We start from the raw sequence: 25976 nt of genomic DNA on the forward strand, positions 1-25976 counted from the left end.
TCATTCTCCCCCAGCCAATTCTTCTTCAATAAATTTAGCTTCACCTTCACGGCGGTCTCTTAGGCCCCGCTGGTTAGCCCATAGCCTTTTCATACTCCTTAGTCTGGCAGGTATGTTTTTAATATTCCCTTTAGAAAAATCATCGCCTATTTCTCTCATTTCACGACGACTATCTATTGGATCCCCTATTTTCGGTTTTTTTAATGATGGACCTCTGTTATAAACCAATGACAATATGGCACCAGCACTATCTGGAGGTAGGTTAATAGCTTGTGGGTAAGTGTTGACAACAACTTGACAGTATCGTTCCTTTAAACGCATTGCCATATCTAGTGCTCGTTCTTTATCAATCGAAATGTCAGATAATTCATGAACAATAGCTCTTGCATTATCCCCTTTTTTGCCAATTGCGGTTAACAAACGCTCCACCTGTGTCGCCGTATAATAATCACTCAACATAGTCCGTGCTGATGAGATTTCTTGTTGTCCTAAATCGTACCCATACCCAATAGTAACGCCACTTGACTGATCTCCTTTGGGGACATATGGTTTGGGCATGTATGCTTCCCAAGACAATATAAATTCCGCAGATTTTTTAGAAATTCTATAAATCCCAAGAGTGGTATTAAAATCGATTGTATCTCCGCTTGGGAGCTGCTCTGTTATTAATGCCATTATTCCTATTGGTGAAAAATGCCAAACCTCTTTATCCAGCTTTAACTTGGTCGCACTCTGCATCCACTCCAGCTTATCGATACGCTGCTTTTCATGATCAACCAGTAAATCAAAGTTTGGCAGGCCAATCTTGGTCATAAGCTTATCCAGCCATTGATAACTGCTGGCTGAAGACTTTTCATACCACTCGCTGAGATGTTTGACAATGAGCTTGTGCAACTGCTCACTGTTTTTCGGATTGCTCAAAGCAGCATGAATTTCGCCGCTGCTCAGCTTGCCATCCTTATTCTTATCAAAGCTTTTCACCAAATCAGTAAAAAGGGAAGGCGGCGCATCGGGATCCAGATAACCGTCGGAGCCACTACCATCGATCTTTTTAAAACCGATCTTCAACCAGTCATGCTGACTCAATAACTCAACTTGCTCTTTCTTGACATATTTATCTGATGAGACACAAATCCACTCCTGCTTGGCAGCATCCTTTTCCAGCTTGGGTGCTTCAACCAGCGCTTCCTTGCTTTTATCCTTGGTTGCCACCCACTTGGATTTGCCTGCCTCACTCTTCTTCTCATGGAGGATCAAATCGGCAGGCACTTTGGCATAGATTGCACCACCTTGCGTTCCCGCCTTGTTGGCCAGAACATCATCCAGACGGGGATCTTGAGTAAACACCTCAAGATGAACCTGATGCTTGCTCTGTTTGCCCCCAATCAGGGACCCCGGTGTTTCCACCAAGCCGAGATAGCCTATGGTTTCACCCGCAGCAATTACCACGGGAGATGGCAGCACATATAGCTCGTCGAGATGGGAAGGGGGAAGCCTTTTAGCTTTGATAAATTCATCTTCAACGCACACCCAGGCGAGACCACAATTCCCCTGAGCGTCACTCCCACTCGGCATGACATATTTGCATCTGGCCATCTTGCGCGCTTTATCACCAATCCAATGGAATTCGAGTTGGTGGGCATCATACTGCAACTTGGTGCCAGCTGGCAGTGAGACATTGCCACTGCCAGCCATCAAGCGACCACTTTTATCATCCAAGACAGGATCTGCACGCCCAGCCATATCCTTCAATAGCTCTGCATCTATCTGATCGAATAGCCAGGTTGGCACATTGGGCTTGATAAAGGTCACGGCATCCGGGCTATTGGCGATCCAGACTGAACTCCCTTCACTGACTAATACCCCCACCTTTTCAGCCTCTTTTATCTGGGCATTGGACAGCTTGCTCTTGATCTTTACCTTGATGAAATCATACTCCTTGCCCCCAACACTCCCCTTTTTGGGGGGAATGCTGCTATCCATCTCCAGTTCGGTATCCTTAGGCAAAGTGAAACGGGGCAAGGCAGCATCGGCACGCTGCTGCTCTGCATTGGGATTCCTATGGGGGACAGAATTGCGAGCATTCCAACCCTTTTTCAACACCAGCCTCTCGGTACTTTGGTACTTATCCCAAGGCAACAGGTGCATATAGAGCGAATAAAAGGTGAACTCGTTTTTAGCTTTTGTTTCTGCATTGATTTCACAATATTCGTGTTGGACCAGGCAGAAGCAGTTGGAATAACGCAGTGACTCCCCCTGAAATTCAGAGGTCAGATAATCCTTCATCATCCGAAAAGCCACGACTTTGCCGTCAGCAATGGCTCGGACAGGATATTTATCCTTGCACCAGGGGGCGCTCTGGTCGCTGATATGAATACCACCGTGCCATTTGTTGTGATTGCCAAGGAGATAATGACCGGATTTTTCGCCATTAATAAGTGCAGTCAGCGCTTTGACATCCTTGAATTCTTCACCTTTGGCAGTGAGGATGGGAAATGCAAACTTCATGCTTTCTCCTTATTCAGAAAAGAGGTAGAACGCAGCGGGCTTCTCTTCTTTCAAGAGCGCCTCCATCGCCTTCTCGGTAGGAATGGCCTTGACCAGTTCAACCAGTTCTGGAGCTTTGACCACCTCAACCCCTTTGGGAATAACGGGAGCCTGACCAGCCCAGCCAGAGCCAGCTCCCGGGCTGCCTCCGGCATTGAGTTTGATGGCGGGGCCGACCAGCTTGATGCCGCTCGGGTCAACTTTGACAAAGCTGCCACCCCCCTTGAGGGTGATCTCTGAGCCCGCCTCCAGCACCAACTTGTCACCCACCTTGATATGCACCTCTTCACCCGCTTCCACCAACAGGGATTGACCCAGTTTCTGGTGCAGGGAGGTATCCACCGTCAGCGAATAGTCCGCCTTGATGTGCTCCCGCTTCTCACCCTCCACCGTCAGGTGGTCATTGGCCTTGATACGGGTCACCCGCTCATTGTCGATATCCGTGTGCTGGTCGTGCTTGATGTGCCATGCCGCATCGTTTTCGATAAGCAAGTTCAGGTCTTTCTGACCGTGGATGTAAATCTCTTCCTGCCCTGCCTGGTCTTCGAAACGCAGCTCGTTAAAGCCCTCGCCCTTGTGGGTTTCGGTGCGCAGCACGGTGCGGGTCTTGTTGGCGGGCAGCTCATACGGCGGCCGGTTGGTGGCATGAAAAGTGCGACCGGTCACGATAGGCTGGTCGGGGTCACCTTCCAGAAACGAGACGATGACCTCGTGGCCGATACGGGGGATGGCCATCATGCCGTACTGACCGCCGGCCCAGCCTTGCGATACTCGCACCCAGCAGGAGCTCTGGTCGTTACTTGAGCCGTAGCGGTCCCACGGGAATTGCAGTTTCACCCGGCCATGCTCGTCGCAGTAAATCTCTTCCCCATCGGGGCCGACTACAATGGCGATTTGCGGGCCATCCACCATCGGCTTGTAGGGCGCCTCGGGACTGCCGATGCGGGCGCGCCAGGTGGTACTCGCCTTCACCACGCCAAATTCGTTGTGGTAGACGGTCGGGCCGCTGCCGCCTTCTTCTTCCAAGGCCTGGGGTTGCTCACCGGTGTGGCGGATATGAACGATTTGCCAGTCGGTGTTGAGGCTGCCGTTGGGGTGTTCGGTCAATGAAAAGTGCTGGCCCGGCAACAAGGCGGCACTGTTGGATTTACCACTGCCCGCCACCGCGTCGTTGCGCAGGGCATCGAGCCGATGCTGGACAAAGGCCTTGCCGCTCGGGTCCTGCTTGTAGCGGCCCGGGTAGTCGAAGTGCTGGTAAGTGTCCCGTTGATGGTCGAGCTCTGCACCCTGCTTTTTGTGGGAGAGGCCATAGGCCGGGGTCTTGAAGCTGTAGTCTTTCAGCTCCACATCCGAGGGGCGCACCGCCTCGCGGTAGTGGAACTGGCGCACATAGGGCCCTTGTTCCAGCGAGCGGTTGCCAAGGTTGAAGAAGAGCTCGGGGCCAGCTGTCAGGGCCGCGGCGTCGTCGGCAAACACAATGCGATGCTTGCCTGCTTCAAATTCGTGGAAGTAGAACAAGCCCTCTTCGGCTGCGAGGCGATTCACAAAATCGAGGTCGGTCTCCCGGTACTGGACGCAGTATTCGCGCTGGGCGTGCTCGTTTTTCAGGGCAAAGGCGTAGTCGGTGATGCCGTGCTCTTGCAGCAGGATGCTGAGGATTTCGTCGGGCTTTTGCGCCTGGAAGATACGGGAATTCTGGCGCAACCCAAGCCGCCACAAGGCGGGTTTCACCTCAATGCGGTAACGGGTACGGCGAAAGCCGCTGTCCCCTTGGGCAAACTCGCTCACTACCCCGCATACCCTGCGCTGCAGCTCGCCGTTGTACCACACCATCAGCTCGCAGGGCTGGTCCAGCACGGCGCCAAAGTCTACATCGGGCTGGCTGCTGGCCAGCTCAAGGCGCAGGTTGAACGGCCGGTTCAGCCCCTCGTCCAGCTGGAAACTCGCTACCACGAAGGTGCTCTCGGGCAGCGCCCCCACCTTGACGGTAAATTGCAATCCGGTTTGATTAGCCATGGCTCTCCCCTCTTGTCACGGCCACGCGATGTCTGCGCCCCTCTTCAAGACCCCAACCGCCAAACCACGCTACCGCCCTCTCCTGTGCCACAACGGGCAACCAAGATAACGGCGAACACGGGTTACGGGCGGATTGGGTCTGCATCACAGGACACCCTTTAGTGCTTTGCCATCCCTCCGCGCTCACTCGCAGGGCATCAAACCCCGGCTGGGGGATGGCAAAACAGAAAAGCTCCAGCCAACCCGTTGGCCAGGCTGGAGAAAATGCACAGTACAAGAAGCCGGTTGAACAACCGGCTCAAAGACACATTACTACTTACAAGGAATACCAAAGTACCGAAGCAAGGCTTACGCCTCGATGGGGGCGCGCCAGTCGTCCGCACCGGAAGTGCCGGCAACGGTGTGCTCCCAGTCAATCTTGCGGTAAGCCATGGAGACCTGGATAAGCTGGGTAAAGTCAGACTTCGCCGGGTCCTGGCAGTGGGGCATCTGGCAGTCGATGTCAACGATAGTGGCATCGGTCAGCACGGTAGAGAAGAAGTGCTCCTGCTTGCCCTCAACGGAGGTGCGATACCACTTCAGGGTCACTTTCGGCAGCATTTCGCCGGAAGCCAGCGCGTTGTACATCAGCGGCACGGCTTTGTTCAGGGCGACGGTGAACTTGAACGGCTTGTGGACACGCTGACCGGCAGGCTGACCGGATTGCGGGTCGGTCGGGACGGTGACAACGTGCTGGAACTCTTGTACCAGCATCTCGTCTTCGTGGCCTTGCACGAAGATGTTGCCGACTGAGTCAGAGGTGAAGGCCCCGGCGGTGATATTGCCCTGGGTTTTACCTTCGATGCTGATATAACATGGAGTTGGCATGTGTATGCTCCTAAATAAGTTGGTTAAACGAGATAGCACTCGACCAACCTTTAGCAGCGACCATGCCACTTTTTTATTCTTTATTTATCAGTCAATTACCTTCCATCTGTTCTCTCTCTACGCGCATAGATGCAATAACTTGCGCAATATCATCACACCCACTGGCAAAACTGACATTTTTAGTAATTTAATCTACGTAATGAGCAATTTTTTGCGTTAGGCAGCATCATGCACTGTCATCATCCACATTTTCAATCTGTGCCGTGTCAATGTTCAGTCTGACAATACCCTGCATCAGCGCCCATGATATCGCCTGATTTTTGCAGCTCGCACCCAGCTTCTCCGCTATCCGTTCAAGATGGAAAGTGACGGTTCTGGGCTTGATCCCCAGGATCTGGGCAATATCACTCACTTGCTTGCCTTCGGCAGCCCACTGGCACACTTCCTGCTCCCGTAACGTCAGCTCTTCCTGAGGCTGCCTCACACAGAGACAAACACGGGCTACCGCTTCAAAGACATGCACAGCCAGCCAGCTTAAAAAAGGAGTGGCACTCAACCATTGATGCTCGGTTCGTGGGGCGCGAGTGATCAATGACAGCAAGCCAACATGGCCATTAGCCCCATGCCAGGGAATTGTGATCCCGTCGCGCAGCCCCATCTCATATGCCTGCCGCATCACCTCCAGCCCCACCATATCTTGCCGCTCACAACACTCGGTGATCAGGCTGCCCCAGAGGATGGGGGTGCTCTGCTTCATCCCTTTTCTCACAACGGGATCCACCGTAAAGAAACGTTGTTTGTCGTAGCTCTGCACCCACTCGGCAGGGCATCCGTTAAAAATCCTCACATCAGGACGCTGAATCGAACTGGGAAAGATGAATCCCAGCCGGAAGTGGTCAAAACCCATCTGCTGGCTAAGGGTACGCAGCAGGGCCACTATGGTCTGCTCGTCAGAGGCCTCATTGAAGCGGGTAATCAGCTCAAGAGCGTCGGCGGTGTCGAGGAAAAAGTTCGATGTCGAAGTCAAAAGCTAGGCACACCCATTGTAAAGAATTACTAAATGTCATTAACAATGAATCAAATAGCATAATATCTCGCCAACACAAAGAAAAAGGCGAAGCCAATGAATAACATGGTGTGAGCGGGTCACCTCACACCTGGCTACATGTATAAAAAATCCCCGCCTGTCAGGGCGGGGATCCGGTGCGGGCAACAGCCCTCGCTCACTGCGTGTGTTGTCTTTTTAGAATACGTATTTGACCCGTGCACTCAGGTTGCGGCCCGGTTCGGTCATCATGCTGTTATCGGAGCCCTGGGCACGACCGGCGATGCGCTCGTAGCTGGTGTACTCCTTGTCAAACAGGTTGAAGACCCCGACGTTGAGCTGCAGATCGGTCATCGGGTTGAACTGGGCGTACATATCCACAACACCCCAACCGGCGCTCTTCACGTAATCCTTGCCTTTGCTGTCTTTACGGACTTTGTCCATGTCGTCCGCAAAGCGCAGCGCGGTGTTGAAGTTCCATTGGGACTGTTCCAGACGCACACCGACCGAGCCGTTCAGCGGGCTCAGGCTGTTGATGTAGTTGCCATCCCCATCCTTGCCTTCGATGTAGGCGAGGTTGCCCCAGACATTGACGATATTGTTGAGCCAGTAATCCGCCTTGGCTTCGACCCCTTTGGTGGTCGCCTTGCTCAGGTTCTGGTACTGGTAGACGGCGGTGCGTCCCTGCTGACCCACTTCCACCATCTCGATGAAATCGTCGAACTTGTTGTAGAAGCTGGCCAATTCATAGCTAAAGCCGTGGCTGTTGCCACGCACGCCGAGATCGATGCCGTCGCTGCTCTCCGGATTGAGGTTCGGGTTGGGCTCGATGCGATAGCCGTAAGCCTGATGGTTCAGGGTGGAGAAGGCGCTGTCATACATGGGGGCCTTGAAGCCATGGCTGTACTGGGCGAACAGGTTGGCCGCCTCGTGGGCCTTGAACACCAGACCCAGCTTGGGTGACAACTCCCCTTCGGAGAACTTGTGCAGCTTGTCGCCTGTGTAAGCCGGATCGTTGTCCGGTGTCATCCGGTAGTAGTCATAACGGGCACCCGGGGTCAGCACCCAGCGCTCGCCAAACTTGATCTCGTCAAAGGCCCACAGGGCGCTACGCTCGCTGGTGGTAGCCGGGAAGCTCAGCTCGTTGTAGCCGACAAAATCACCGGGAGTCGTCGGCCCCTTGTAACGGGTACGTTCGTTGTCGGTGTGCTCGTATTCAGCCCCCCAGGCCAGGCGATGGTTGGCGACCGCCTTATGGAACTGCAGCTGGGCGCCGATGTTCTTCTGATCGAACACGTTGTGATCCAGCGAGTTTTTGGTCACATAGGGGTTGCCGGGGCTGACCGGATACTTGGATGAGGCGTACTGATCCAGCGTCTGCTTGGTGCGGGCGAAGTAAACCTTGCTATCCATCCGATCTGCCCAGCCTTGATTCAGCGCGATGCCGTGATCCAGCACCACAGAGAGGTTGTCGGTCTGCTTGTCGGTGATGGGCTGATCAAAGACACGGGCGGTGCCGGTACCGACCTTGTTGAGCTTGACCGCATCCGGCTCCTCGCCATCGGTCAGGTAGTCAACGGTCAGCTTGAGGAACTGCTCATCGGAGAGGTTCCATTTGCTCTTGAGCAGCAGGGCGTGGGTACCGATATCGAAGTCGTTTTTGGTGGAATCGAAATTCTGGGTCACACCGCCATCGCGCCAGGTGTAGCGCAGCAGGTTCTCCACTTCACCAGTGCGCAAGGCGCCGGTAAAGCCCGCCATCTTCTGGTGGCTGCTGGAGGCGTAACCGCTGGTCACGTCCAGATAACTATCCTTGCCCTTGAGGAAGTCGCTGGCATCCTTGGTGGTGATGGCAATCACGCCACCCAGCGCATCGGAGCCGTAGGCGGCAGAAGCGGGCCCCTTGGCCACTTCTACCTGCTTGATCATGTCGGTATCAAAGTAGCTCTGACCGACACCGCCCTTGCTGTAGGCATCGTTCTGGCGCACGCCGTCGCGCACCACCTTGACCCGGTTTTCACCCATGCCGCGGATGATGAAGGTCTGCGCATCACCCTGACCGCCGAGCACGGTCACTCCGGGTTCGTAGCGGAACAGGTCGGCGACGTTGGTGACGACCTGCTCTTCAATCTGCTTGGCGGTGATCACCGAGATGGGGCCGGAGACATCTTCCAGTTTTTGCTCCATCCGTGAGCCGCTGACGACCACGACTTCATCCGCCTTCTGGGTGGCAGCAAAGACCTGGGAGGAGAGACCAGCCGCCACGGCGAGGGCAACCAGAGAGAGTGCGTTATGATGGGTCACAGCGAATCCTTATTGAGAACTGTTATCAAACAGGCCGCATATTACCCGGCTCTCGACAAAGATCAACAAGAAACGAAATCATTCTCATTTGCTTTGAACCAAATTGGTTTTACACTGTCGCCCTGTGTTGCCCTTATTCTCTATTAGCCCCCGAGATGCACCGGCATCCGGGCATATCAGCCGTGAGATCCCATGATGAGACGACTTCCCCTGCTCGCCCTGCCGCTGCTGTTGGCAGCCTGTGCCATCCCCACCCAGCCGACCGTGTCATCACAGTTGCAGACGCTCTATGACTACCGGCTGAGCAGCGAGGGAGCCGCAGACCTGACGCTGGAGCAGGCGATCGCGCGCATTGCCGACGCCGACATCATTCTGGTGGGGGAGCTGCACAGCCATCCCGCCGTGCATCTGTTGCAATCGCGCCTGCTGAGCGGGCTCTACACCGCAGGTCAGCAGCACGGTCGGCCATTGGCCCTCTCCATGGAGCAGTTCAGTCGCGCCGATCAGAAGACGCTGGATGCCTATCTGGCGAACCAGATTGGTGAAGCGGCCTTGATCCGCGAAGGCAACGCCTGGCCCAACTATCCGAGCGACTATCGCCCATTGGTGGAGTTTGCCAAAGCGCACCAGATGCAGGTGATCGCCGCCAACGCCCCCAAACCGCTGGTGAGCTGTGTCGGTCAGGAGGGGGCTGAGTGGCTCGACAAACTGCCCGCGTCGCGCCGCAGCCAGCTGGCCCGCCAACTGACGCTGGGGGATGATCCCTATCGCCAGAAATTTATGGCCTCCATGCACCACGGCGATGCCGACAGCAACGCTCGCCGCTTCGCCGCCCAGACCAGCTGGGATGACACCATGGCCGAGAGCATGGTGGATTATCTCGCCAAGCACCCGGGCCAGCAGATCATGCATATCGCCGGCAATTTCCACGTCGAGGGGGGGCTTGGACTCGCCAGTCGCATCGCCAGCCGCAATCCTGCCCTCAAGGTGGCGCTGGTCGTGCCCCGTACAGATGAGACCTCTGTTGCAGATCCCGCAGCCGATGTGCAGGTAACCATCATGCCGCTGCCTAAGCGCTGGCAAAACAGTGACGAGATGAAGCAAGATATGGGCGCGCTGCATCAATCCCGCAGTCGTGACTGCAGCCAGTGGCTGCAACCCTAATCTTCCAGGAAACGGCGGGTAAAATATGGATGTGTTACTGATCATCGATGTGCAGCAAGGCTTGTTCAACGAGCCCCGTTACCGCCAGGAGCAGGTGCTGGCCAATATCAATCGGGCTGCGGCCCATGTCAGGCAGCAACAGGGAAGGGTCATCTATATCCAGCATGACTCGCCCCCCGGTACCGAACTGGAACCGGGCACCCCGGGTTGGCAGTTGCACAGTGCGCTGCAACCGGCCAAGGGAGATAGCCGGGTGCGCAAGACAGCATGTGACAGCTTTCTCGATACCGAGCTTGCCTTCCTGCTGGCCGAGCAGCCGGTCGATCGACTCATTCTCTGTGGCTGTGCCACCGATTTTTGCGTCGATACCACGGTGCGCAGTGCCGCCTCCCATGGGTACGAGGTGCTGGTATTGAGCGATGGTCACACCACCGCCGATCGCCCCCACCTGAGCGCGGCCCAGATCACCGAGCACCATCACTGGATGTGGCGCCACCTCAGCCTGCCGGAGGGGCGCAGTGTGACCCTGCTCACCACCGACGAGCTGCTGGCAGTAACACCCGCCCTGCAGCCGTGCTAATCTGCGAGCCTCGCCTCGTTTCTCACTGGAGTCTGTCGTGCGCCTGTTGTCTGCCACCCTGTTGTTGATTGTTCCCCTGCTGTCGGCCTGCTCCAGCTTGCCCGGCCAGAAGTATGACGGGCCGGCCCCCCTGTTTCTGACCCACATCAACGAGGAGGGGAGCAAGCGGTTCACCTTTGAAGCCGCGCCCAACGACACCTTGCCGCGCGGCCTCTCGGCAGCCCAGAGCCAGCGGCTGCTGGAGCAGCGGGAGGCGTTACAGGAGAACCTGCTGACCGAGACCCTGGCGACCAAGCAGTATTGCCGCCAGGGCTACATAGTGCTGAGCCAGACCTCCTGGAAGGTGCGGGGAGAGTGCAACGAAACGGCTACCGACGCCGATCGTCGCGCTTTTCCCAACAAGGCCAGCTGGCAGGATTGAACAGGCCGGATGAGATAACGCAATAAAAACGGGCAGCCCAGTGGCTGCCCGTTTTGTTATGACGGCTGTCGTGGTCGACAGGGATCCTCAGACCGGCGCATCGGCCGGGCTGGTGAGCTCGGCACCGTTGTCGATGCGCTTGTGCCCCTCCACCAGATGGACAAAATCCACCAGCTCGTCACCGGAGACCGCGAACGCCTGGCCGAAGCCCTTGACGAACAGCCCCTGCTCCGGCTTGAGGCGGAACAGTTTGAAATCCTTGAGGTTGGAGAGACCCTTGATGATCTCGCCAAAACGCCCCTCCAGCGCCGCGACCGCCTTGCTCCAGCGAGCGTCGTCACGGGCTACCACTTCAGCCACCGCATCGAAGGTCAGGCGCTTGCGGGCAAACAGCTCGCGGGCACCGCTCTCATCCTCGATCAGCATCAGGGATACCCGCGGCACCTGTTGCAGGTTGCGGGCGTGGCGAGCGATCTCGGAGATCAGCACATAGTAGCCATCTTCCTGCAGCACGAACGGGGCATAGCTGGCGTTGGGATTGCCTTCGCCATCGACGGTGGCGAGCTGCAGGGTACGGCAGCTGTCGCGAAACTCGCGGATCTCCGGTTGCAGGCGGTTCTGCAGACGCTCCTGACGTTCACTCATGCTTTGACTTCCTCTTGAGAGTTGTGGCGCAGCGCCATAAAACGGGTGACCTGATCGGCCAGCAGCTGGCGTTTCTCGTCGCGACCCAGATAGACCTTGAAAATGCAGCGGCCGGAGTGACCGAAGAACTGGAAGGAGTGCCCCTCCTTGCCCATGAACAGCTTGCTGACCAGCGCAATCCCCGCCACGTTGTCGAGCTTGAGGTGACCATGCAGCTCACCGTCGCGGCCCATCAGGTTGTAGTAGCCGCGTGCGTCCTTGCCTTTCGGGAAGGGGGCTTTTACCTCGAAGATGGATCCTTCTGATTCGACGATGGTGGTCACCGGGCCCCAGTCGGCCAGATCTTCCAGCAGACCTTGGGCGCGATCGGCGGGTAGCAGGGTCACCAGCTCGGCGGGCAGATGGCGAACCACCTCCCATTCGCTGATGGCAAGCTGGGCCGCAAGGGTGGACGGATGAGCGCCGGGATCCTGCTCCAGCAGCGCGTGAATGCGTTGTGCAATGCTCATGTTTTCTCCCTCTGCGGGACCATCTTGTCCCGCTGTTTATCATGGCGGCTACTCTAATAAAGCACCGGAATCAATGCAATTGATAATTGCTATCATTATCAGTGCATTTTTTCCAAAGCCTTGATATTCTCGACGGCACACCCGTTTCATTCACCCCTTCGGAGGTTAGCATGGGCCGTCGTCTTGCCCTCGCCATCACCCTGCTCTGCAGTTCACTCTCCCCCTTCTCTGCCGTTGCCGCAGACGGACAGAAAGAGCGTATCGTCAGTATCGGCCCGGCCACCACAGAACTCATTCTGGCCCTTGGCGGTGAATCGAGCCTGATCGCCACCGATGTCAGCAGCCCCTTGCCAAAAGGGTTGCCCAAGGTGGGTTATCACCGAGCACTGGCCGCCGAAGGGATCCTGAGCCTATCCCCCACCCGACTGGTGGGCAGCGACGAGATGGGCCCGGCCCCGACCCTGGATCAGCTGCGCCGTGCCGGGGTCAAGGTGGAAGTGCTGGATACCGCGCCAACCCTCGCTAACCTCAACCAGCGTATCGACACCCTCTCCAGCCTGCTGGGCGACAAAGCCGCTGGCGATCGCCTGAAGGCAGAGATCCAGGCTCAGACCGATCAGCTGGCGGCGCAAGCCAAACAGAACAAACCGCTCAAGGTCGCCTTCCTGCTGCTGCACAAGGGGCAACCCACCAGCATCGCCGGGGGTGACACCACCGCCAGCGCGCTGATCTCGCTGGCGGGCGGCATCAATCCGGTCGCCGAGTTGCGCAACTACAAGCCGGTATCCGCAGAATCCCTCATCGAGATGCAGCCCGATCTGGTACTGGTCAGCGGTCGTGACTGGCAGCAATATGCCGACCCGGCCAAGGTGCTGGCAGAAGTGCCCGCCCTGGCCGCCACCCCGGCTGGCAAGCGTAACGCCATTCACGCCATCGATGGCCACGCCCTGCAAGGGGGCCTGAGCCTCAACTCCCTGCAACAGGCGAACCAGATCGCCCAGTGGATCAAGCAGGGGTCATGATGCGGTTACCCCTCTCCTGGCTGCTGGCCTTCACCACGGCCGCACTGGCACTGTTGCTGCTCGGTTCGCTGGCAACCGGCCCCATGACTCTCACCCTGGGCGAGAGTCTGCGGGCGCTGTTTGCCGGGCAGGAGAGCGGGATTGAGTCACACAAGCTGCTGATCGTGCAGGAAATTCGCCTGCCTCGTACCCTGCTCTGCATCGCCGTGGGGGGGATCCTCGGGCTCTGTGGCGCCGTGATGCAGGGGCTGTTTCGCAACCCCCTGGCTGACCCCGGCATCATAGGTGTCTCCGGCGGTGCGGCGCTCGGTGCGGCGCTCGCCATCGTGCTGCTGGCCCCCCTCGGCCAGCAGCTGCAAGCCACCATCGGGGTTGGTCTGCTGCCGCTGCTCGCCTTTCTCGGCGGCGCGCTCACCACCACCCTGGTCTATCTGCTCGGCACCCGTGAGGGAGGCACCTCGGTCACCGTCATGCTGCTGGCCGGGGTCGCCATCACGGCGCTCTCCGGTGCAGTGATCGGCCTGCTCACCTATCTGGCGGACGATCAGATGCTGCGCAACCTGAGCCTGTGGCAGATGGGAACGCTGGCAGCAGGCAAACCGGCCGATGTGGCGCTGGCCCTGCTCACCCTGGCGGCCCTGCTGTGGCTCTTTATGCGAGATGCCAATCCCCTCAACGCCCTGCTGCTGGGTGAAGGAGAGGCCCGTCATCTGGGGGTCAATGTGCAATCCCTCAAACGTCGCCTGATTCTGCTCACCGCCGCGGGCGTCGGGGTGGCGGTGGCGGTATCGGGGATGATCGGCTTCGTCGGGCTGGTAGTGCCCCATCTGGTGCGCCTGCTGGCGGGCCCCAACCATGTCAGGTTGCTGCCACTCTCGGCCCTGCTTGGCGCCGCCCTGCTGCTGGCAGCCGATATGCTGGCACGCACCCTGCAGGCCCCGGCCGAGCTGCCGGTGGGCATCATCACCGCTCTGCTCGGCGCCCCCTTCTTCATCTGGCTGCTGGTAAAAGGCCGCCGCACCCTGTGATACGGACTGTTATGCAACCACTCTCATCCTCACTCTCCGCCCCCCTGTTGAACTGCAGCCGACTCAGCCTGCGCCGTGGCCAGCGCCAGATCCTGGATGGGCTCGATCTTAGTCTCGAGAGCGGCACCCTCACCGCGTTGCTCGGCCCCAACGGGGCGGGCAAAAGCTCGCTGCTCAAGTGCCTGACCGGCGAGCTGGAATATGAGGGTTCCATCACCCTGTTTGGCGCAGATCGCCAGCAGTGGGACAGCAGCCAGCTTGCCCACCGGCTCGGGGTATTGCCGCAAAGCTCCTCCCTCAACTTCCCCTTTCTCTGCGAGGAAGTGGTCGCCATGGGGCGCTTGCCCCACAGTGAACCGGCAGCGCGGCGCGACGAGATTGTGGCTGCGGCCATGACCCATGCCGGGGTCGAGCATCTGGCCAAGCGGCTCTATCCCGGGCTCTCCGGCGGCGAGCGGCAGCGGGTGCAGTTTGCCCGGGTGCTGGCGCAGATTTGGCAGGCTCCCTCTCCGACCGAGCAGACCGAGCAACCCCGCTTGCTGCTGCTCGACGAGCCTACTTCGGCGCTGGATCTGAAATACCAGCACCAGCTGCTCACCATGGCGCGTGCCCTCGCCAGCCGCAATACTGCAGTGCTGGTGGTGCTGCACGACCTCAATCTGGCGGCGCGCTATGCCGATCGGCTGGTGATGCTGGAGCGGGGCAAGCTGATGGCCGATGGCACGCCTGCCGAGGTGCTCACCCCTGAGCTGATCGCCCGTCTCTATGACTATCCGGCACAGGTGATCCACCACCCCGAGAGCGGCCTGCCGATGGTGGTGTGACAAATTCAGAGTGCGGTAACGGCAGGAAGCGCGCCATTCATCCCGGAAACTGCAGCGTATAAACCGGTTTTTCACACCCCATATCGCCCTGCTAACATTCATCATCGCCAGATATGTGGTGTGAATATCCTCACACTTTGCTCAGGCAAAATCCCCGCAGCATCGCCGTCTACTTATAATGGCGCCGCCTCACAGAAGGCATAACTCATTGATGCTACGGAATAATTACAATGAAGAATATCAACAAGACCCTACTGGCTGCCGCCATCTCCCTCGGGATGCTGGCTGGCTGCAACAGCGACAACGACTCAAAGGCAGCTGATCCCATGGTTCGTTTTGCCACCTTCAACCTCTCTTTTGACCGCACTGCCGCCGGTATGCTGACCGGTGAGCTGGCGCTGACTCGCACCGAGCAGGATGCCCTGCTGGCCCGCCTCGCCGAAGGGAGCCTGAGCGGCGCCACGGAAACCAAAGCCAAGAACGTGCAGCAGATCCGCAACGTGGCGGAGATCATCCAGCGCACCCGCCCGGATGTGTTCCTGCTCAACGAGTTCGACAACGACGGCAAAGGCGAGAGCACCGCCGATCTGAAAGCCTTCAACGACAACTATCTGGCCCACGCCCAGCACGCAGAGGTGACGGCCATCAGCTATCCGGTGATGCAGAATTTCGCCACCAACACCGGCCTGATGAGCGGTTATGACCTCAATCTGGATGGCAAGGTCAACAGCGGCCCCGACGATGCCTGGGGCTTTGGCAACTACCACGGCCAGTACGCCTTTGCGGTGATGTCCCAATATCCTATCGACACCAAGCAGATACGTACCTTCCAGCACTTCAAGTGGAAGGATATGCCGGGCGAGAAGAACCCCATCATCGATGACTGCAACAAGCTGTTCGACAAGAACGGGGTCAAAAACCCATATCGTGAATGCGGCGATGCCTGGTATTCAGATGAGGTGTGGCAGCAGTACCCGCTCTCCTCCAAGAACCACGCCGATGTGCCGGTACGCATCAAGACCGAGAAGGGTGAAGAGGTGATCCACTTCCTGATCTCCCACCCGACCCCGCCAATCTTTGCCAACGCGGCGCGTCACACCGTCAAGCACAACCGCGCCGAGATCGCCTTCTGGAATGATTACGTCAAGGGTCTCGACTACATGACCGATGACAAGGGCTCCAAGGGTGGGCTTGCCAAAAACGCCAAGTTCGTCATCGCCGGCGATCTCAACGCCGATCCGCTCACCGGTGACGGCGACCTGACCGCCATTCAGGATTTGCTAAACAACCCGCTGATGAATCAGGCCATCACCAATGGCACCCTGATCCCGGTCAGCGAAGGGGGCCCGGAGTGTGTCAGCAAGGGGACCGACTGCAAACGCAACCTCAATCGCCCCAACCCGGAGCGGATCACCAATAGCAGCGTGCTGCAGCTGGATCACGTCATCCCCTCAGCCAACCTCAACGCAGTGAAAAGTGGTGTCTACTGGCCGGCCAGCTTCGAGGCCGGTTACCACCTGGTCTATGATGCGAAACTCGGCATCGCCAAGGGAGTCAGTTCAGATCACCGCATGGTGTGGGTCGATCTCAAACTCGACTAACTCTGCCATGACCCCGCTGCGGCGGGGTCTTTTATTGGCGATGGGTGACAAGTTGACCACGGTTCATTAATCCACCGTTTGGAATTGAGTTACTCATCCATAGCAGTTGAATGGACCTCGCGATCACAGAACCGCCGCGCCAATGGTGGTAGCATGCCTCCTCTTGCCACCCGGCCGCACGGCGGATCCGGTGGCCCTCCCTCCTCCGCTTTCACTTTTTGAGGAACGATTTGATGGAACTGCTTCTGCTTAGCAACGGTAAAGCCAACGAATTTCCGGGTCTGCTCGGCTGGGCCCGCGACCGGGTTCAAAGCCTGCTGACTCGCAAACAGGTCAAGCGCATCCTGCTGATCCCCTACGCGGTGATCCGCAGCGACTGGGATGCCCGCGCCAACGAGCTGCAGGAGAGTCTGGGAGTCGATGCCATCAGCATCCACCACTTCGATGATCCGGTTGATGCCATCAATCAGGCGGACGCCATCTTTATCAGCGGCGGCAACACCTGGCGCCTCAACCAGATGCTGCATGAAAACAGCCTGATCGTGCCGATCCAGCGTGCCGTGCGCGAGCGGGGTGTCCCCTATGTGGGCTGGAGCGCCGGTTGCAACGTGGCGACCCCGAGCATCCGCACCACCAACGACATGCCGGTCTGCAACGCCGCCGTGCTGCCCGCGCTGGGCCTGTTCCCGCTGCAGATCAACCCGCACTATCTGGATGCCAGCATCAGCGGCCACATGGGCGAGACCCGCGACGAGCGTCTGGCCGAGTTCTGCGCCATCAACCCGAGTGAATATGTGGTGGCTCTGCGCGAAGCGAGCCTGCTGCAGGTAAGTGGCGAGCGTCTGGAGTACTGGAGTGCCCGCGAGCAGGGCTTCAAGATCTTCAAACATGGCCAGGAGCCGCAAGCCTTTATGGTCGCCGCCCCGCTGGCCGAGCTGACCCCCTTCAAGATCGGCTAAACCACGAAGAGCTCTTCACCACTGGCAGGCGGATAGCTCGCGAAACCGCAAAAACGAAAAAAGAGGGATGGCTCAATGCCATCCCTCTTTTTTATCGTCATCTTTCAGCTGGTTGCAGCCTGCTTACTCACCCTGCAGGGTCACCAGCACCTTGCGGGCGCCACCATCGATGCGATGCTCGCCAAGCCAGATCCCCTGCCAGGTGCCGAGCGCCAACTGACCATCGCGAACTGGCAGTTGCAGGCTCACCCCGAGCAGGGAGGATTTGATGTGGGCGGGCATGTCATCCGGCCCCTCATAGGTGTGGCGATAGTAAGGGGCATCTTCCGGCGCCAGCCGATGCAGATGGGCCTCCATATCGCTGCGCACACTCGGATCGCAATTCTCGTTGAGGGTGAGCGAGGCGGAGGTGTGTTGCAGCAGCAGGTGCGCCATGCCAATCCGGTAATCCGCCAGCATCGGCAGCTTGGCCACCAGCTCGTCCGTCACCAGATGAAAGCCCCTCGAACGGGGCTTAAGAGTCAGCAGGCACTGCTGCCACATCAGACGTACTCCATAAAGACGCGGGAGGTGAGTTTGGTGATGAGCTCGTAGGGGATGGTGCCAATCTCGTCGGCCACCCGCTCTACCGGCAGCCCCTCGCCCCATAGCACCGCCTCGTCACCGGCCTTGTCGGTTGCGCCCGGCCCCAGATCGACCGTGCTCATATCCATGGAGACACGCCCCACCAGCGGCACGATGCGGCCGTTGACCAGCACGGAAGTGCCGTTGGGGGCCATGCGTGGATAGCCGTCACCGTAGCCGATGGCGATCACGCCAAGGCGAGTATCGCGATCTGACACCCAGTTGGCGCCATAGCCCACCGGCTCGCCCGCCTTGTGATCCCGCACCGCAATCAGCTGGGTCTTCAAGGTCATCACCGGCTGCAGGTCGTAATCGGCCGCCACCGTGTTGGGGAAGGGCGACACGCCATAGAGGATGACGCCGGGGCGCACCCAGTCGCAGTGGGAGTCCGGCCAGGCCAGAATGCCCGCCGAGTTGGCCATGGCACGCTCGCCCGCCAGCGGTGCCGTGAGACGGCTGAAGAGGTCAATCTGCTCGCGGGTAGTGGGCTGCTCCAGCTCATCGGATCGGCTGAAGTGAGTCATGATGTTGAACGGCTGCACCACGTTCTTGCACTTGCCGAGTCGTTCGATAAAGGCGGGCATCTCGTCGGCACGCACCCCGAGGCGGTGCATGCCGGTGTCGAGCTTGAGCCAGGCCACCACGGGCGCTGGCAGCTCGACCTGCTCCAGCGCTTCGAGCTGCTCCCAGGTGTGAACCGCCGTCTGCAGGTTGTTGGCCGCCAGCACCGGCAGATCATCGGCGGAGAAGAAGCCCTCCAGCAGCACGATGGGCTTGACCACGGCGCAGGAGCGCAGCATCAGCGCCTCTTCGATACGGGCCACCGCGTAGGCATCCGCATCCACCAGGGTGCGGGCGACCGGCAGCAGTCCGTGGCCATAGGCGTTAGCCTTGACCACAGCGATGATCTTGCAAGCGGGGGCGTGGCGCTTGACCACGGCGAGGTTGTGGCGCAAGGCCGCAGTATTGATTTGGGCAGTAGCCGCTTTCATGGTTTTCCCTTACGAGGGCACAAATGGTCTCCCCCTCATCGGGCCGAAGACCGCCACTCACTTATCGTCGTCGAAGGCCGGACCGGCATAATTGTCGAACCGGGAAAACAGGCTCTGACGGGCTGCTTTGCAGCGAATGGCAAGCGGGTCAGAGCGGTGGTGGCAATCCTGACCACTGGATTGCCATGATTGTTACTTATCAATAATCGTCATCAAACGCCGGACCGGCATAGTTGTCAAACCGGGAGAACTGACCCTGGAAGGTGAGACGCACTCTTCCGATAGGGCCGTTACGCTGCTTGCCGATGATAATCTCGGCAATCCCCTTGTCCGGGCTGTCATCGTGATAAACCTCATCACGATAGATAAACATGATCAAATCCGCATCCTGCTCGATGGAGCCCGATTCACGAAGGTCCGAGTTGACCGGGCGCTTGTCGGCCCGCTGTTCCAGGCTTCGGTTCAGCTGGGAGAGCGCCACCACCGGGCACTGCAGCTCTTTCGCCAGCGCCTTGAGGGAGCGGGATATCTCGCCGATCTCCAGGGTACGGTTGTCAGAGAGCGCCGGCACCCGCATCAGCTGCAGGTAGTCCACCATGATCATGGATAGGCCACCGTGCTCGCGTGCCACCCGACGGGCACGGGAGCGCACATCGGTCGGAGTGAGGCCGGAGGCGTCATCGATATACATCTTGCCCTTCTCCAGCAGCAATCCCATGGTGGAGGAGAGGCGCGCCCAATCCTCGTCATCGAGCTGACCGGTACGTACCTTGGTCTGATCGATGCGACCGACCGAGGCGAGCATACGCATGATGATCTGCTCGGAGGGCATCTCCAGCGAGAAGATAAGCACCGGCTTGTCGGCAGTGAGGGCCGCATGCTCGCACAGATTCATGGCAAAGGTGGTCTTGCCCATGGAGGGACGGGCCGCCACGATGATCAAGTCCGAACGCTGCAAACCGGCGGTCATCTTGTCGAGATCGTTGTAACCGCTCGATACCCCGGTCACCCCGTTGTGGGGGGTCTTGAACAGCTCTTCAATCTTGTCGACAGTCTGCTCGAGGATCAGCTTCAGGGGCTGAGGCCCCTCGTTGGCGCTGGTGCGCTGCTCGGCAATTTTGAATACCTTGCTCTCGGCCAGGTCGAGCAGATCGCCGGAGGTGCGGCCCTGTGGCTCATAGCCCGCTTCGACTATCTCGTTGGCGACCGAGATCATCTCCCGCACCACCGCCCGCTCGCGCACGATTTCGGCGTAGGCGTTGATGTTGGCGGCACTCGGGGTGTTCTTGGCGATCTCCACCAGATAGGCGAAGCCACCCGCCTCTTCCAACTGTTCGGAGCGTTCCAGCTCCTCCTGCAGGGTGATGAGGTCAATGGGGTTGCCCGCGTTGGAGAGGCGGGTCATGGCCTGGAAGATCAACCGGTGCGGACGGCTGTAGAAATCCTGATCGATCACCCGTTCGGCAACCCGATCCCAGGCATCATTATCCAGCATCAGGCCGCCCAGTACGGACTGTTCGGCCTCAAAAGAGTGGGGAGGAACTTTCAGCTGTTGTGTCTTGGCGTCTTTTTTCGCCGTCACTTGCTCTGCCATACACATAAAAACCGCAGCGGGAAGGGGACGGGAATTTTACAAAAGAAAGCCAACTACGGCGAGCCCTATCTGGCGGCTCATACCATCATAAAGGGCCAAACCAGAGTCTGCTCTACCTTGACCATTTTGATTTTGCTTCGCATTTTGCGCTCCTTGCGACTCAATCTTCTGCTTTTCATCCGGTTTACTCCTCTTGTTTGACGCCGCATCGCGGCTACCTCGTTCATGAATAATTCATGCCAGAGGTGATATTGATGAATACAAGCTGCGACACAATTAGGGACAGGCAGCCTGCCATGCGCCTTGCTGAGCTTGCCAAAGCGGAGCATGCCCCACCCACAGACGAGAGTGAAAAGAGTCAAAATGAAAAAGATGCTGACCCTGTTTGCCGTGATCCTGGCCATTGGCCTGGGGGCACCTCACGCCGAAGCCAAGAAATTTGGCGGCGGCAAATCCTTTGGTAAAAGTTACAAAACTGCGCCGGCCCAGCCTGCGGCCAAACCGGTCGACAACAAGAATCCGACACTGAATGCCCAGACGCCGCCGAAAAAGAGCGGCATGATGGGTGGCCTGCTGGGCGGCCTGCTGGCTGGCGGCCTGTTTGCCTACCTGCTGGGCAGCGGTGCCTTTGAAGGTCTGCAAGGAATGGACTTCCTGCTGATCGCCCTGCTGGCGCTGGGTGCCGTCTTCCTGATCCGTACCCTGCGCAAGGGCAAGGTCGCGACGCCACAGCCACAACAGGCGGCCTATGCGGGCTATCAGCCACCGCAATCCACGGCCCCGCAGCAGTTTGAGCAGAGCAACAGCGCACCGCAAGCCACCGGCTTTGCCGACAGCGATGTGCCGTTCCGCCTGCCGCCAGGCTTTGACATGAACAGCTTCCTGGCCGGTGCCCGCGATCACTATCGCACCCTGCAAGAGGCGTGGAACAAGAACGATCTGGAAAAGGTGCGCGAGTACGTCAGCCCCGAGCTGTTTGAACAGCTCAAAGCCGAGCGCGCCGAACTGACTGGCGACCAGCACACCGAAGTGATGTACGTCGATACCCAGCTGGTACGCGCCGACTACGGCAGCGACTGGGCTCAGGTAAGCGTGCGCTTCAGCGGCCGCTACATGGACCGTCAGGAGCAGGTCGAGGAAGACATTAAAGAGGTGTGGCACCTCGAGCGCGATCTGGCCAAGAACAATGCCCCCTGGCATATCGTCGGTATCGAACAGCTGTAAGGTTTAGATTGTCACTACGCAAGAGGCGGCCCACGGGCTGCCTCTTTTCATTTCATCCCCTCACCTCATACAGGCGATGGCTATCGTCATTGATGATTGAAGAGTTGTAACCGCCACCCAAACAACGACAAAGGGCAGCCACCGGCTGCCCTTTCGGATCACATCTGGGGCTATGCGCCCCGCTGACGAATCAGTTACACCCTTCGGTAGACGTTGAGTTCAGATAGCTCACCTCATTGCCTGGCTGATAATCGGCCACGTTGATGGTCTTCTTGATCTCGATGTACTCCTTCAGCACGGCAGCATCCACCAACCCAGCGTTGATGGTATCGATCTTCGGATAGCCGTCACCACCGGAGGCGCTGAAGCTCGGGATCGCGAAGCTGTAGGTTGCTGCCGGATCAAACGCCTTGCCACCGATACTGGTGATATTGACGCTCTTGGCTTGGCAATCCACCGCCATGTTGATACCGCCAAACTGGGCATAACCACCGGTATTGCGAGTCTTGCTTGCCACCTGGCCCAGATAGGTCGCCAGATCGCTTCCCTTCATGACAGCCTTGTTGACCGTGTTGCCAAACGGGTGTACCAGCAGCACGCTGCGGTAGGTGATATCACCGGCCGGGATGCTGTCACGGACGCCGCCAGAGTTGACGATACCAAAGTCGACACCCAGCTTGCTGCTGGTCGCCGTGGTGATGAGGCGACCCAGGTTGGTCTGCTTGTTGCGAACCGAGTTGCGATCACCAACCAGCAAGCCATCTGCCGAGCCAATGACGACATTCAGCTCTTGCTGACCTTTCTCCTGATAACCCAGCAGGGTGTTATACAGCTCGGGATCCTTGGTGATCTCGTCCTGTACGAACTGCATCTTGGCCGGATCCTTGGTTACGGCGCCGTTGGCATCGATCGCCTCGCCCTTGGCGTTGCGCTTGATCAGGTTGACCGGGATCAGGTCATAGCTGGTCAGGGTCAACTTGCCATTCTGGTACTCAAACTGGGCACGGCCCACATACTTGCCCCACTCGTGGGCCTGCATGATCCAGGTGCCGTTTTGCTGATCCGGTTGGCAGTTATCACCCGGTTTGAAATTGGCGTACTTGTTGGTGGTACCCGGTTCCATACAGACCGGATTCTGGGAGTGGCCACCAATGATGGCATCCAGAGTCCCTGCCGGCAGTGCACGAGCCATCTCTACATCGCCCGGCGCATTGCTGCCGTGCTGACCATTCTCGTAATGGCCCATGTGAGTGATGGCGAAGACCAGATTGGCTTCCTTGTTACTGCGGATCTGCTGGCCCAGTTTGGCCGCCTCGCTGGTCGGATCGCGGAACTCCAGGGTCTGCACGTTGTTGGGATCAACCAGCTGGGCGGTATCCTCAGTGGTCAGACCCAGTACGGCGACCTTGAGACCGCTCTCCAGCTTGAACACCTTGTAGGGGTCAAAGTAGTGCTTACCGCTGGCCTTGTCATAGATGTTGGCCGAGAGCATGGGGAACTGGGCCCACTTGCGCTGCTTCTCCAGTACGCTGAGGGGGTTGTCGAATTCATGGTTGCCCACTGCCATGGCATCGTAGCGAATGTTGTTCATCGCCATGAAGTCAGGCTCGGCATCCTGCAGATCGGACTCCGGCACCCCGGTATTTACATCACCACCGGAAAGAACCAGTACGTCACTGCCAGCAGCCTTGGCATCGGCACGCAGCTGCTCGACCAGAGTCTTCTGGGCAGCCATACCGTACTCATTTTCAGCGTTGTGCCAGAAACGGCCGTGGGTATCGTTGGTGTGCAGGATGGTCAGTTTGCAGACATTTTCGGTGCAGGGTGCAACGGTGTCATTGCTCGAGGTATTACAGCCAGTCAGTGCAGCAAGCACGGCCAGAGCCACGCCGCCTTTGATAAAGTTATTATTCATTTCCATATCACCTTGATTGTTTTGTTATTTATCAACCCTGTCCAGCGGGTCGGGCGCCAATATAACAAACAACAGATGACCGTTTTTCATCGATGACTCACAAATTCTGCTAATTGTGATCTTCGGCCCAACATCCGGCTTCCTGCTGATTTATCAGGTTTTTTGTTGAGCAGTCACTCACTTGCTCCCCTCCCGCACCAAGGAGGCGCCACCCGGACGCGCCTTTGTGGCATACTCCCCAGCCAGCCATGCCCGAGGAGATGATTTGATGGCCAAGTACGACAAGATTTCCCCCGAGACCCAGCAGGAGGCGATGAAAATTGCCCGTGCCAACCAGAAGCCGGGGCAGACCAAGGAACAGACCCAGCTTATCGCGCAAGGGATCCAGAAAGGCATCGACGAATACAAGAAACAGATGAAGGCGCGAGCCCGCGAAGCGAGCCGCCAGAAAAAAATGCAGGCCAAAGCCAGGCAGCCACAGGGCGCGCCACAAACCGAAGAGCAAGACGATCAGCTTGAAGTGATTGAAGTAAGCCATCAGCATCCCCTGCCCTGGATCTTGCTGGTGGTGAGCTGGCTGGGATTTGCAGCAGCCTGGTTCTGGTTGCACTAAGATGCGCTAGCAAACCTTTATCCGGGATCCTCTTCACAGCCCGGGCCCGGGCTGCTGGTGATTACCTGCGAAGAGTGATTAAATCCCGCGCCTCTTGCACCGGACTCCCTGTTTTTTGACGATCAGTTTTCAGGAAAGATGTTATGAACCCCGCTCCGCTCTATCTGCTGGCCCCTTTTGTACTGTTCCTTGTGACCATGCTGCTCTATCGCATTTCGCCGCTGCGGGCGGTCGCCGCCGGTGGGGTACGCTGGTTTATCCTCCCCGCCTTCACCCTGTTTATTTTGCTGATCATCATCAATGGAGCCGCCAATCCCGCCCTGCGCGATCCGGCATTCCACTGGTTGATGCCGGGCCTTGGCTTTGCCCTGAGCCTGTTTCCGGCCCTGCCCAAGGCGCTGGTGCCACGGCTCGCCATCAAAGAGGGGGCCTTTGCCGCCCTCGGTCTGATGCTGATGAGCCTGGCCATGGTCTACTGACCAACCGGCCACAGCAGTTAGCATGATGCAAGGGGCGCTCTGTGACGGGCGCCCCTTGTACAAACAATGGCCTGCAGGCATCTTGGTAACAGGATAACCAGCAAGGAGGCCAGATGGACAATCCGCCCGATTTCATGGCGCTGTGGGATTATCAGGATCCCGCCGCCAGCGCCCTGCGTTTTCACACCCTTCTTCCCGAAGCGCGTGCCGCCGCCGACCTGCAACTCGAACTGGAGTTGCTGACCCAAATTGCCCGCACCCACTCGCTGCAGCGCCAGTTTGCCGAAGCCCATCAGCTGCTCGACGAGATAGAGCCCCGCCTCACCGATCAAACCCCCAGAGCGCGGATCAGGGCCCTGCTGGAACGAGGCCGCACCTTTAACTCGGCGGGCGACAAAGCCAGTGCCAAACCGCTGTTTGAACAAGCCTGGCAATGGGGGCTCAAGGAGAAAGAAACCTATCTCGCCATCGACGCCGCTCACATGATCGCCATCGCCGCACCACTGGAAGAGCAGAGCCGCTGGCATCAACTGGCGATGGAGCTGGCGGAACGCAGCAGTGACGAGAAGGTGCGTGGCTGGCTTGCCCCCCTTTACAACAATCAGGGCTGGACCCTGTTCGAATTGGGCCGCTTTGATGAGGCGAAAATCCAGCAACAGAAGTGCCTGGCCTGGCATCTGCAGCATAACCAGCCGGCCAAGGCGTTTATCGCTCGCTGGAGTCTGGCTCGCCTGACCCGGGCCCAGGGTCAGCACCAGCAGGCACTGGCAGAGCTGCACCAGCTCAAGGCCGATATGGCCGAGGCAGGCGAACCTGAGGATGGTTATCTGTTCGAGGAGCTGGGGGAGAATGCCTTGGTACTCGACGATCCGCTGGCCGCGGAATACTTCTCCCGTGCCTGGTTTCTGTTGTCGCAAGACCGCTGGTTCAGCGCCAACGAGGGGGAGCGACTGGCCCGCCTCAAGCGCCTCGCCAAACTCTGATCCCCAAAATAGCAAGGGCG

23 protein-coding genes are annotated in these 25976 nt (G+C 58.3%); 12 read left to right on the top strand and 11 right to left on the bottom strand.

What is annotated here, in order from left to right:
* The 5 genes from G5171_RS05270 to G5171_RS05290 all read right to left on the bottom strand — a co-directional run bounded on the left by G5171_RS05270 (position 1) and on the right by G5171_RS05290 (position 8779).
* On the bottom strand, positions 1-2508 hold the full coding sequence (locus tag G5171_RS05270) for a pesticin C-terminus-like muramidase (RefSeq protein WP_337072481.1): 2508 nt from the start codon (positions 2506-2508) through the stop codon (positions 1-3).
* A 9-nt stretch (positions 2509-2517) separates the two neighbouring features.
* Positions 2518-4563: a type VI secretion system tip protein TssI/VgrG gene (gene tssI, locus G5171_RS05275; protein ID WP_421259929.1), complete on the bottom strand. Its 2046-nt coding sequence runs from the start codon at positions 4561-4563 to the stop codon at positions 2518-2520.
* A gap of 348 nt (positions 4564-4911) precedes the next feature.
* Complete coding sequence (gene hcp1, locus G5171_RS05280; RefSeq protein WP_010634242.1) at positions 4912-5430, bottom strand: type VI secretion system effector Hcp1; 519 nt, start codon at positions 5428-5430, stop codon at positions 4912-4914.
* 226 nt (positions 5431-5656) lie between these two features.
* Positions 5657-6367 (bottom strand): LuxR family transcriptional regulator, encoded by a 711-nt coding sequence (locus G5171_RS05285; RefSeq protein ID WP_337072483.1) that lies wholly within the window; start codon positions 6365-6367, stop codon positions 5657-5659.
* A gap of 306 nt (positions 6368-6673) precedes the next feature.
* Positions 6674-8779: a TonB-dependent hemoglobin/transferrin/lactoferrin family receptor gene (locus tag G5171_RS05290; protein ID WP_216978137.1), complete on the bottom strand. Its 2106-nt coding sequence runs from the start codon at positions 8777-8779 to the stop codon at positions 6674-6676.
* 192 nt (positions 8780-8971) lie between these two features.
* On the opposite strand from G5171_RS05290, the gene G5171_RS05295 reads away from it, so the two are divergent.
* The 3 genes from G5171_RS05295 to G5171_RS05305 are packed head-to-tail and all read left to right on the top strand — an operon-like array spanning position 8972 to position 10944.
* Positions 8972-9943, top strand: coding sequence for a ChaN family lipoprotein (locus G5171_RS05295; RefSeq protein WP_421259930.1), 972 nt, complete (start codon positions 8972-8974; stop codon positions 9941-9943).
* 25 nt (positions 9944-9968) lie between these two features.
* Complete coding sequence (locus G5171_RS05300) at positions 9969-10523, top strand: cysteine hydrolase family protein (protein ID WP_005335255.1); 555 nt, start codon at positions 9969-9971, stop codon at positions 10521-10523.
* A 37-nt stretch (positions 10524-10560) separates the two neighbouring features.
* Positions 10561-10944, top strand: coding sequence for a hypothetical protein (locus G5171_RS05305; RefSeq protein WP_216978135.1), 384 nt, complete (start codon positions 10561-10563; stop codon positions 10942-10944).
* 87 nt (positions 10945-11031) lie between these two features.
* Here G5171_RS05305 and hutZ read toward each other — a convergent pair whose 3' ends face one another.
* Entirely contained in the window at positions 11032-11589 is a 558-nt protein-coding gene (gene hutZ / locus G5171_RS05310; protein ID WP_005335257.1) for a heme utilization protein HutZ, read from the bottom strand.
* A complete protein-coding gene (gene hutX, locus G5171_RS05315) occupies positions 11586-12098 on the bottom strand; it encodes a heme utilization cystosolic carrier protein HutX (protein WP_005362516.1) in 513 nt (170 codons plus the stop codon). Before hutX ends, hutZ begins: the two co-directional genes overlap by 4 nt.
* A gap of 170 nt (positions 12099-12268) precedes the next feature.
* Here hutX and G5171_RS05320 point away from each other — a divergent pair, with 170 nt between their 5' ends.
* The 5 genes from G5171_RS05320 (at position 12269) to pepE (ending at position 17532) form a co-directional block, all read left to right on the top strand.
* Positions 12269-13120: a heme/hemin ABC transporter substrate-binding protein gene (locus G5171_RS05320; RefSeq protein WP_042080088.1), complete on the top strand. Its 852-nt coding sequence runs from the start codon at positions 12269-12271 to the stop codon at positions 13118-13120.
* Positions 13117-14148, top strand: coding sequence for a FecCD family ABC transporter permease (locus G5171_RS05325; RefSeq protein WP_199259014.1), 1032 nt, complete (start codon positions 13117-13119; stop codon positions 14146-14148). The genes G5171_RS05320 and G5171_RS05325 overlap by 4 nt, the downstream gene beginning before the upstream one ends.
* 11 nt (positions 14149-14159) lie before the next feature.
* The gene (locus tag G5171_RS05330; RefSeq protein WP_421259931.1) at positions 14160-14972 is read left to right on the top strand and encodes a heme ABC transporter ATP-binding protein; all 813 of its coding nucleotides are present in this window, start codon (positions 14160-14162) and stop codon (positions 14970-14972) included.
* A 230-nt stretch (positions 14973-15202) separates the two neighbouring features.
* Complete coding sequence (locus G5171_RS05335; RefSeq protein WP_421259932.1) at positions 15203-16573, top strand: endonuclease/exonuclease/phosphatase family protein; 1371 nt, start codon at positions 15203-15205, stop codon at positions 16571-16573.
* 233 nt (positions 16574-16806) lie between these two features.
* A complete protein-coding gene (pepE, locus tag G5171_RS05340) occupies positions 16807-17532 on the top strand; it encodes a dipeptidase PepE (RefSeq protein ID WP_421259933.1) in 726 nt (241 codons plus the stop codon).
* Positions 17533-17655: 123 nt separating this feature from the next.
* On the opposite strand, the gene G5171_RS05345 is transcribed toward pepE, so the two are convergent.
* The 3 genes from G5171_RS05345 to dnaB all read right to left on the bottom strand — a co-directional run bounded on the left by G5171_RS05345 (position 17656) and on the right by dnaB (position 20742).
* Entirely contained in the window at positions 17656-18075 is a 420-nt protein-coding gene (locus G5171_RS05345) for a secondary thiamine-phosphate synthase enzyme YjbQ (protein ID WP_124928662.1), read from the bottom strand.
* On the bottom strand, positions 18075-19148 hold the full coding sequence (gene alr, locus G5171_RS05350; RefSeq protein ID WP_158114146.1) for an alanine racemase: 1074 nt from the start codon (positions 19146-19148) through the stop codon (positions 18075-18077). Before alr ends, G5171_RS05345 begins: the two co-directional genes overlap by 1 nt.
* Positions 19149-19347: 199 nt before the next feature.
* Positions 19348-20742: a replicative DNA helicase gene (gene dnaB / locus G5171_RS05355; protein ID WP_026035132.1), complete on the bottom strand. Its 1395-nt coding sequence runs from the start codon at positions 20740-20742 to the stop codon at positions 19348-19350.
* A gap of 363 nt (positions 20743-21105) precedes the next feature.
* Between dnaB and G5171_RS05360 the strand changes: the two genes are divergently transcribed.
* Positions 21106-21966: a Tim44 domain-containing protein gene (locus G5171_RS05360; RefSeq protein ID WP_110304330.1), complete on the top strand. Its 861-nt coding sequence runs from the start codon at positions 21106-21108 to the stop codon at positions 21964-21966.
* A 190-nt stretch (positions 21967-22156) separates the two neighbouring features.
* Here G5171_RS05360 and ushA read toward each other — a convergent pair whose 3' ends face one another.
* On the bottom strand, positions 22157-23881 hold the full coding sequence (gene ushA, locus G5171_RS05365) for a bifunctional UDP-sugar hydrolase/5'-nucleotidase UshA (RefSeq protein ID WP_335853727.1): 1725 nt from the start codon (positions 23879-23881) through the stop codon (positions 22157-22159).
* A 268-nt stretch (positions 23882-24149) separates the two neighbouring features.
* On the opposite strand from ushA, the gene G5171_RS05370 reads away from it, so the two are divergent.
* From G5171_RS05370 to G5171_RS05380, 3 genes are all read left to right on the top strand, one after another.
* Positions 24150-24494 (top strand): DUF2956 domain-containing protein, encoded by a 345-nt coding sequence (locus tag G5171_RS05370; RefSeq protein WP_193859634.1) that lies wholly within the window; start codon positions 24150-24152, stop codon positions 24492-24494.
* Positions 24495-24637: 143 nt separating this feature from the next.
* Entirely contained in the window at positions 24638-24973 is a 336-nt protein-coding gene (locus G5171_RS05375; protein WP_107684268.1) for a hypothetical protein, read from the top strand.
* A 113-nt stretch (positions 24974-25086) separates the two neighbouring features.
* Entirely contained in the window at positions 25087-25956 is an 870-nt protein-coding gene (locus tag G5171_RS05380) for a hypothetical protein (protein ID WP_421250707.1), read from the top strand.
* Positions 25957-25976: the final 20 nt, after the last annotated feature.

Source organism: Aeromonas sp. 600774 (assembly GCF_049175075.1).
GTDB lineage: Bacteria > Pseudomonadota > Gammaproteobacteria > Enterobacterales > Aeromonadaceae > Aeromonas > Aeromonas veronii_A.

Excerpts from the sequence above, each read along its gene's own strand:
- G5171_RS05270 (WP_337072481.1), bottom strand. The coding sequence starts at position 2,508 with ATGAAGTTTGCATTTCCCATCCTCACTGCCAAAGGTGAAGAATTCAAG.
- tssI (WP_421259929.1), bottom strand. The coding sequence starts at position 4,563 with ATGGCTAATCAAACCGGATTGCAATTTACCGTCAAGGTGGGGGCGCTG.
- hcp1 (WP_010634242.1), bottom strand. The coding sequence starts at position 5,430 with ATGCCAACTCCATGTTATATCAGCATCGAAGGTAAAACCCAGGGCAAT.
- G5171_RS05295 (WP_421259930.1), top strand. The coding sequence starts at position 8,972 with ATGATGAGACGACTTCCCCTGCTCGCCCTGCCGCTGCTGTTGGCAGCC.
- G5171_RS05300 (WP_005335255.1), top strand. The coding sequence starts at position 9,969 with ATGGATGTGTTACTGATCATCGATGTGCAGCAAGGCTTGTTCAACGAG.
- hutZ (WP_005335257.1), bottom strand. The coding sequence starts at position 11,589 with ATGAGTGAACGTCAGGAGCGTCTGCAGAACCGCCTGCAACCGGAGATC.
- hutX (WP_005362516.1), bottom strand. The coding sequence starts at position 12,098 with ATGAGCATTGCACAACGCATTCACGCGCTGCTGGAGCAGGATCCCGGC.
- G5171_RS05320 (WP_042080088.1), top strand. The coding sequence starts at position 12,269 with ATGGGCCGTCGTCTTGCCCTCGCCATCACCCTGCTCTGCAGTTCACTC.
- G5171_RS05325 (WP_199259014.1), top strand. The coding sequence starts at position 13,117 with ATGATGCGGTTACCCCTCTCCTGGCTGCTGGCCTTCACCACGGCCGCA.
- G5171_RS05330 (WP_421259931.1), top strand. The coding sequence starts at position 14,160 with ATGCAACCACTCTCATCCTCACTCTCCGCCCCCCTGTTGAACTGCAGC.
- G5171_RS05335 (WP_421259932.1), top strand. The coding sequence starts at position 15,203 with ATGAAGAATATCAACAAGACCCTACTGGCTGCCGCCATCTCCCTCGGG.
- pepE (WP_421259933.1), top strand. The coding sequence starts at position 16,807 with ATGGAACTGCTTCTGCTTAGCAACGGTAAAGCCAACGAATTTCCGGGT.
- G5171_RS05345 (WP_124928662.1), bottom strand. The coding sequence starts at position 18,075 with ATGTGGCAGCAGTGCCTGCTGACTCTTAAGCCCCGTTCGAGGGGCTTT.
- alr (WP_158114146.1), bottom strand. The coding sequence starts at position 19,148 with ATGAAAGCGGCTACTGCCCAAATCAATACTGCGGCCTTGCGCCACAAC.
- dnaB (WP_026035132.1), bottom strand. The coding sequence starts at position 20,742 with ATGGCAGAGCAAGTGACGGCGAAAAAAGACGCCAAGACACAACAGCTG.
- G5171_RS05360 (WP_110304330.1), top strand. The coding sequence starts at position 21,106 with ATGAAAAAGATGCTGACCCTGTTTGCCGTGATCCTGGCCATTGGCCTG.
- ushA (WP_335853727.1), bottom strand. The coding sequence starts at position 23,881 with ATGAATAATAACTTTATCAAAGGCGGCGTGGCTCTGGCCGTGCTTGCT.
- G5171_RS05370 (WP_193859634.1), top strand. The coding sequence starts at position 24,150 with ATGGCCAAGTACGACAAGATTTCCCCCGAGACCCAGCAGGAGGCGATG.
- G5171_RS05375 (WP_107684268.1), top strand. The coding sequence starts at position 24,638 with ATGAACCCCGCTCCGCTCTATCTGCTGGCCCCTTTTGTACTGTTCCTT.
- G5171_RS05380 (WP_421250707.1), top strand. The coding sequence starts at position 25,087 with ATGGACAATCCGCCCGATTTCATGGCGCTGTGGGATTATCAGGATCCC.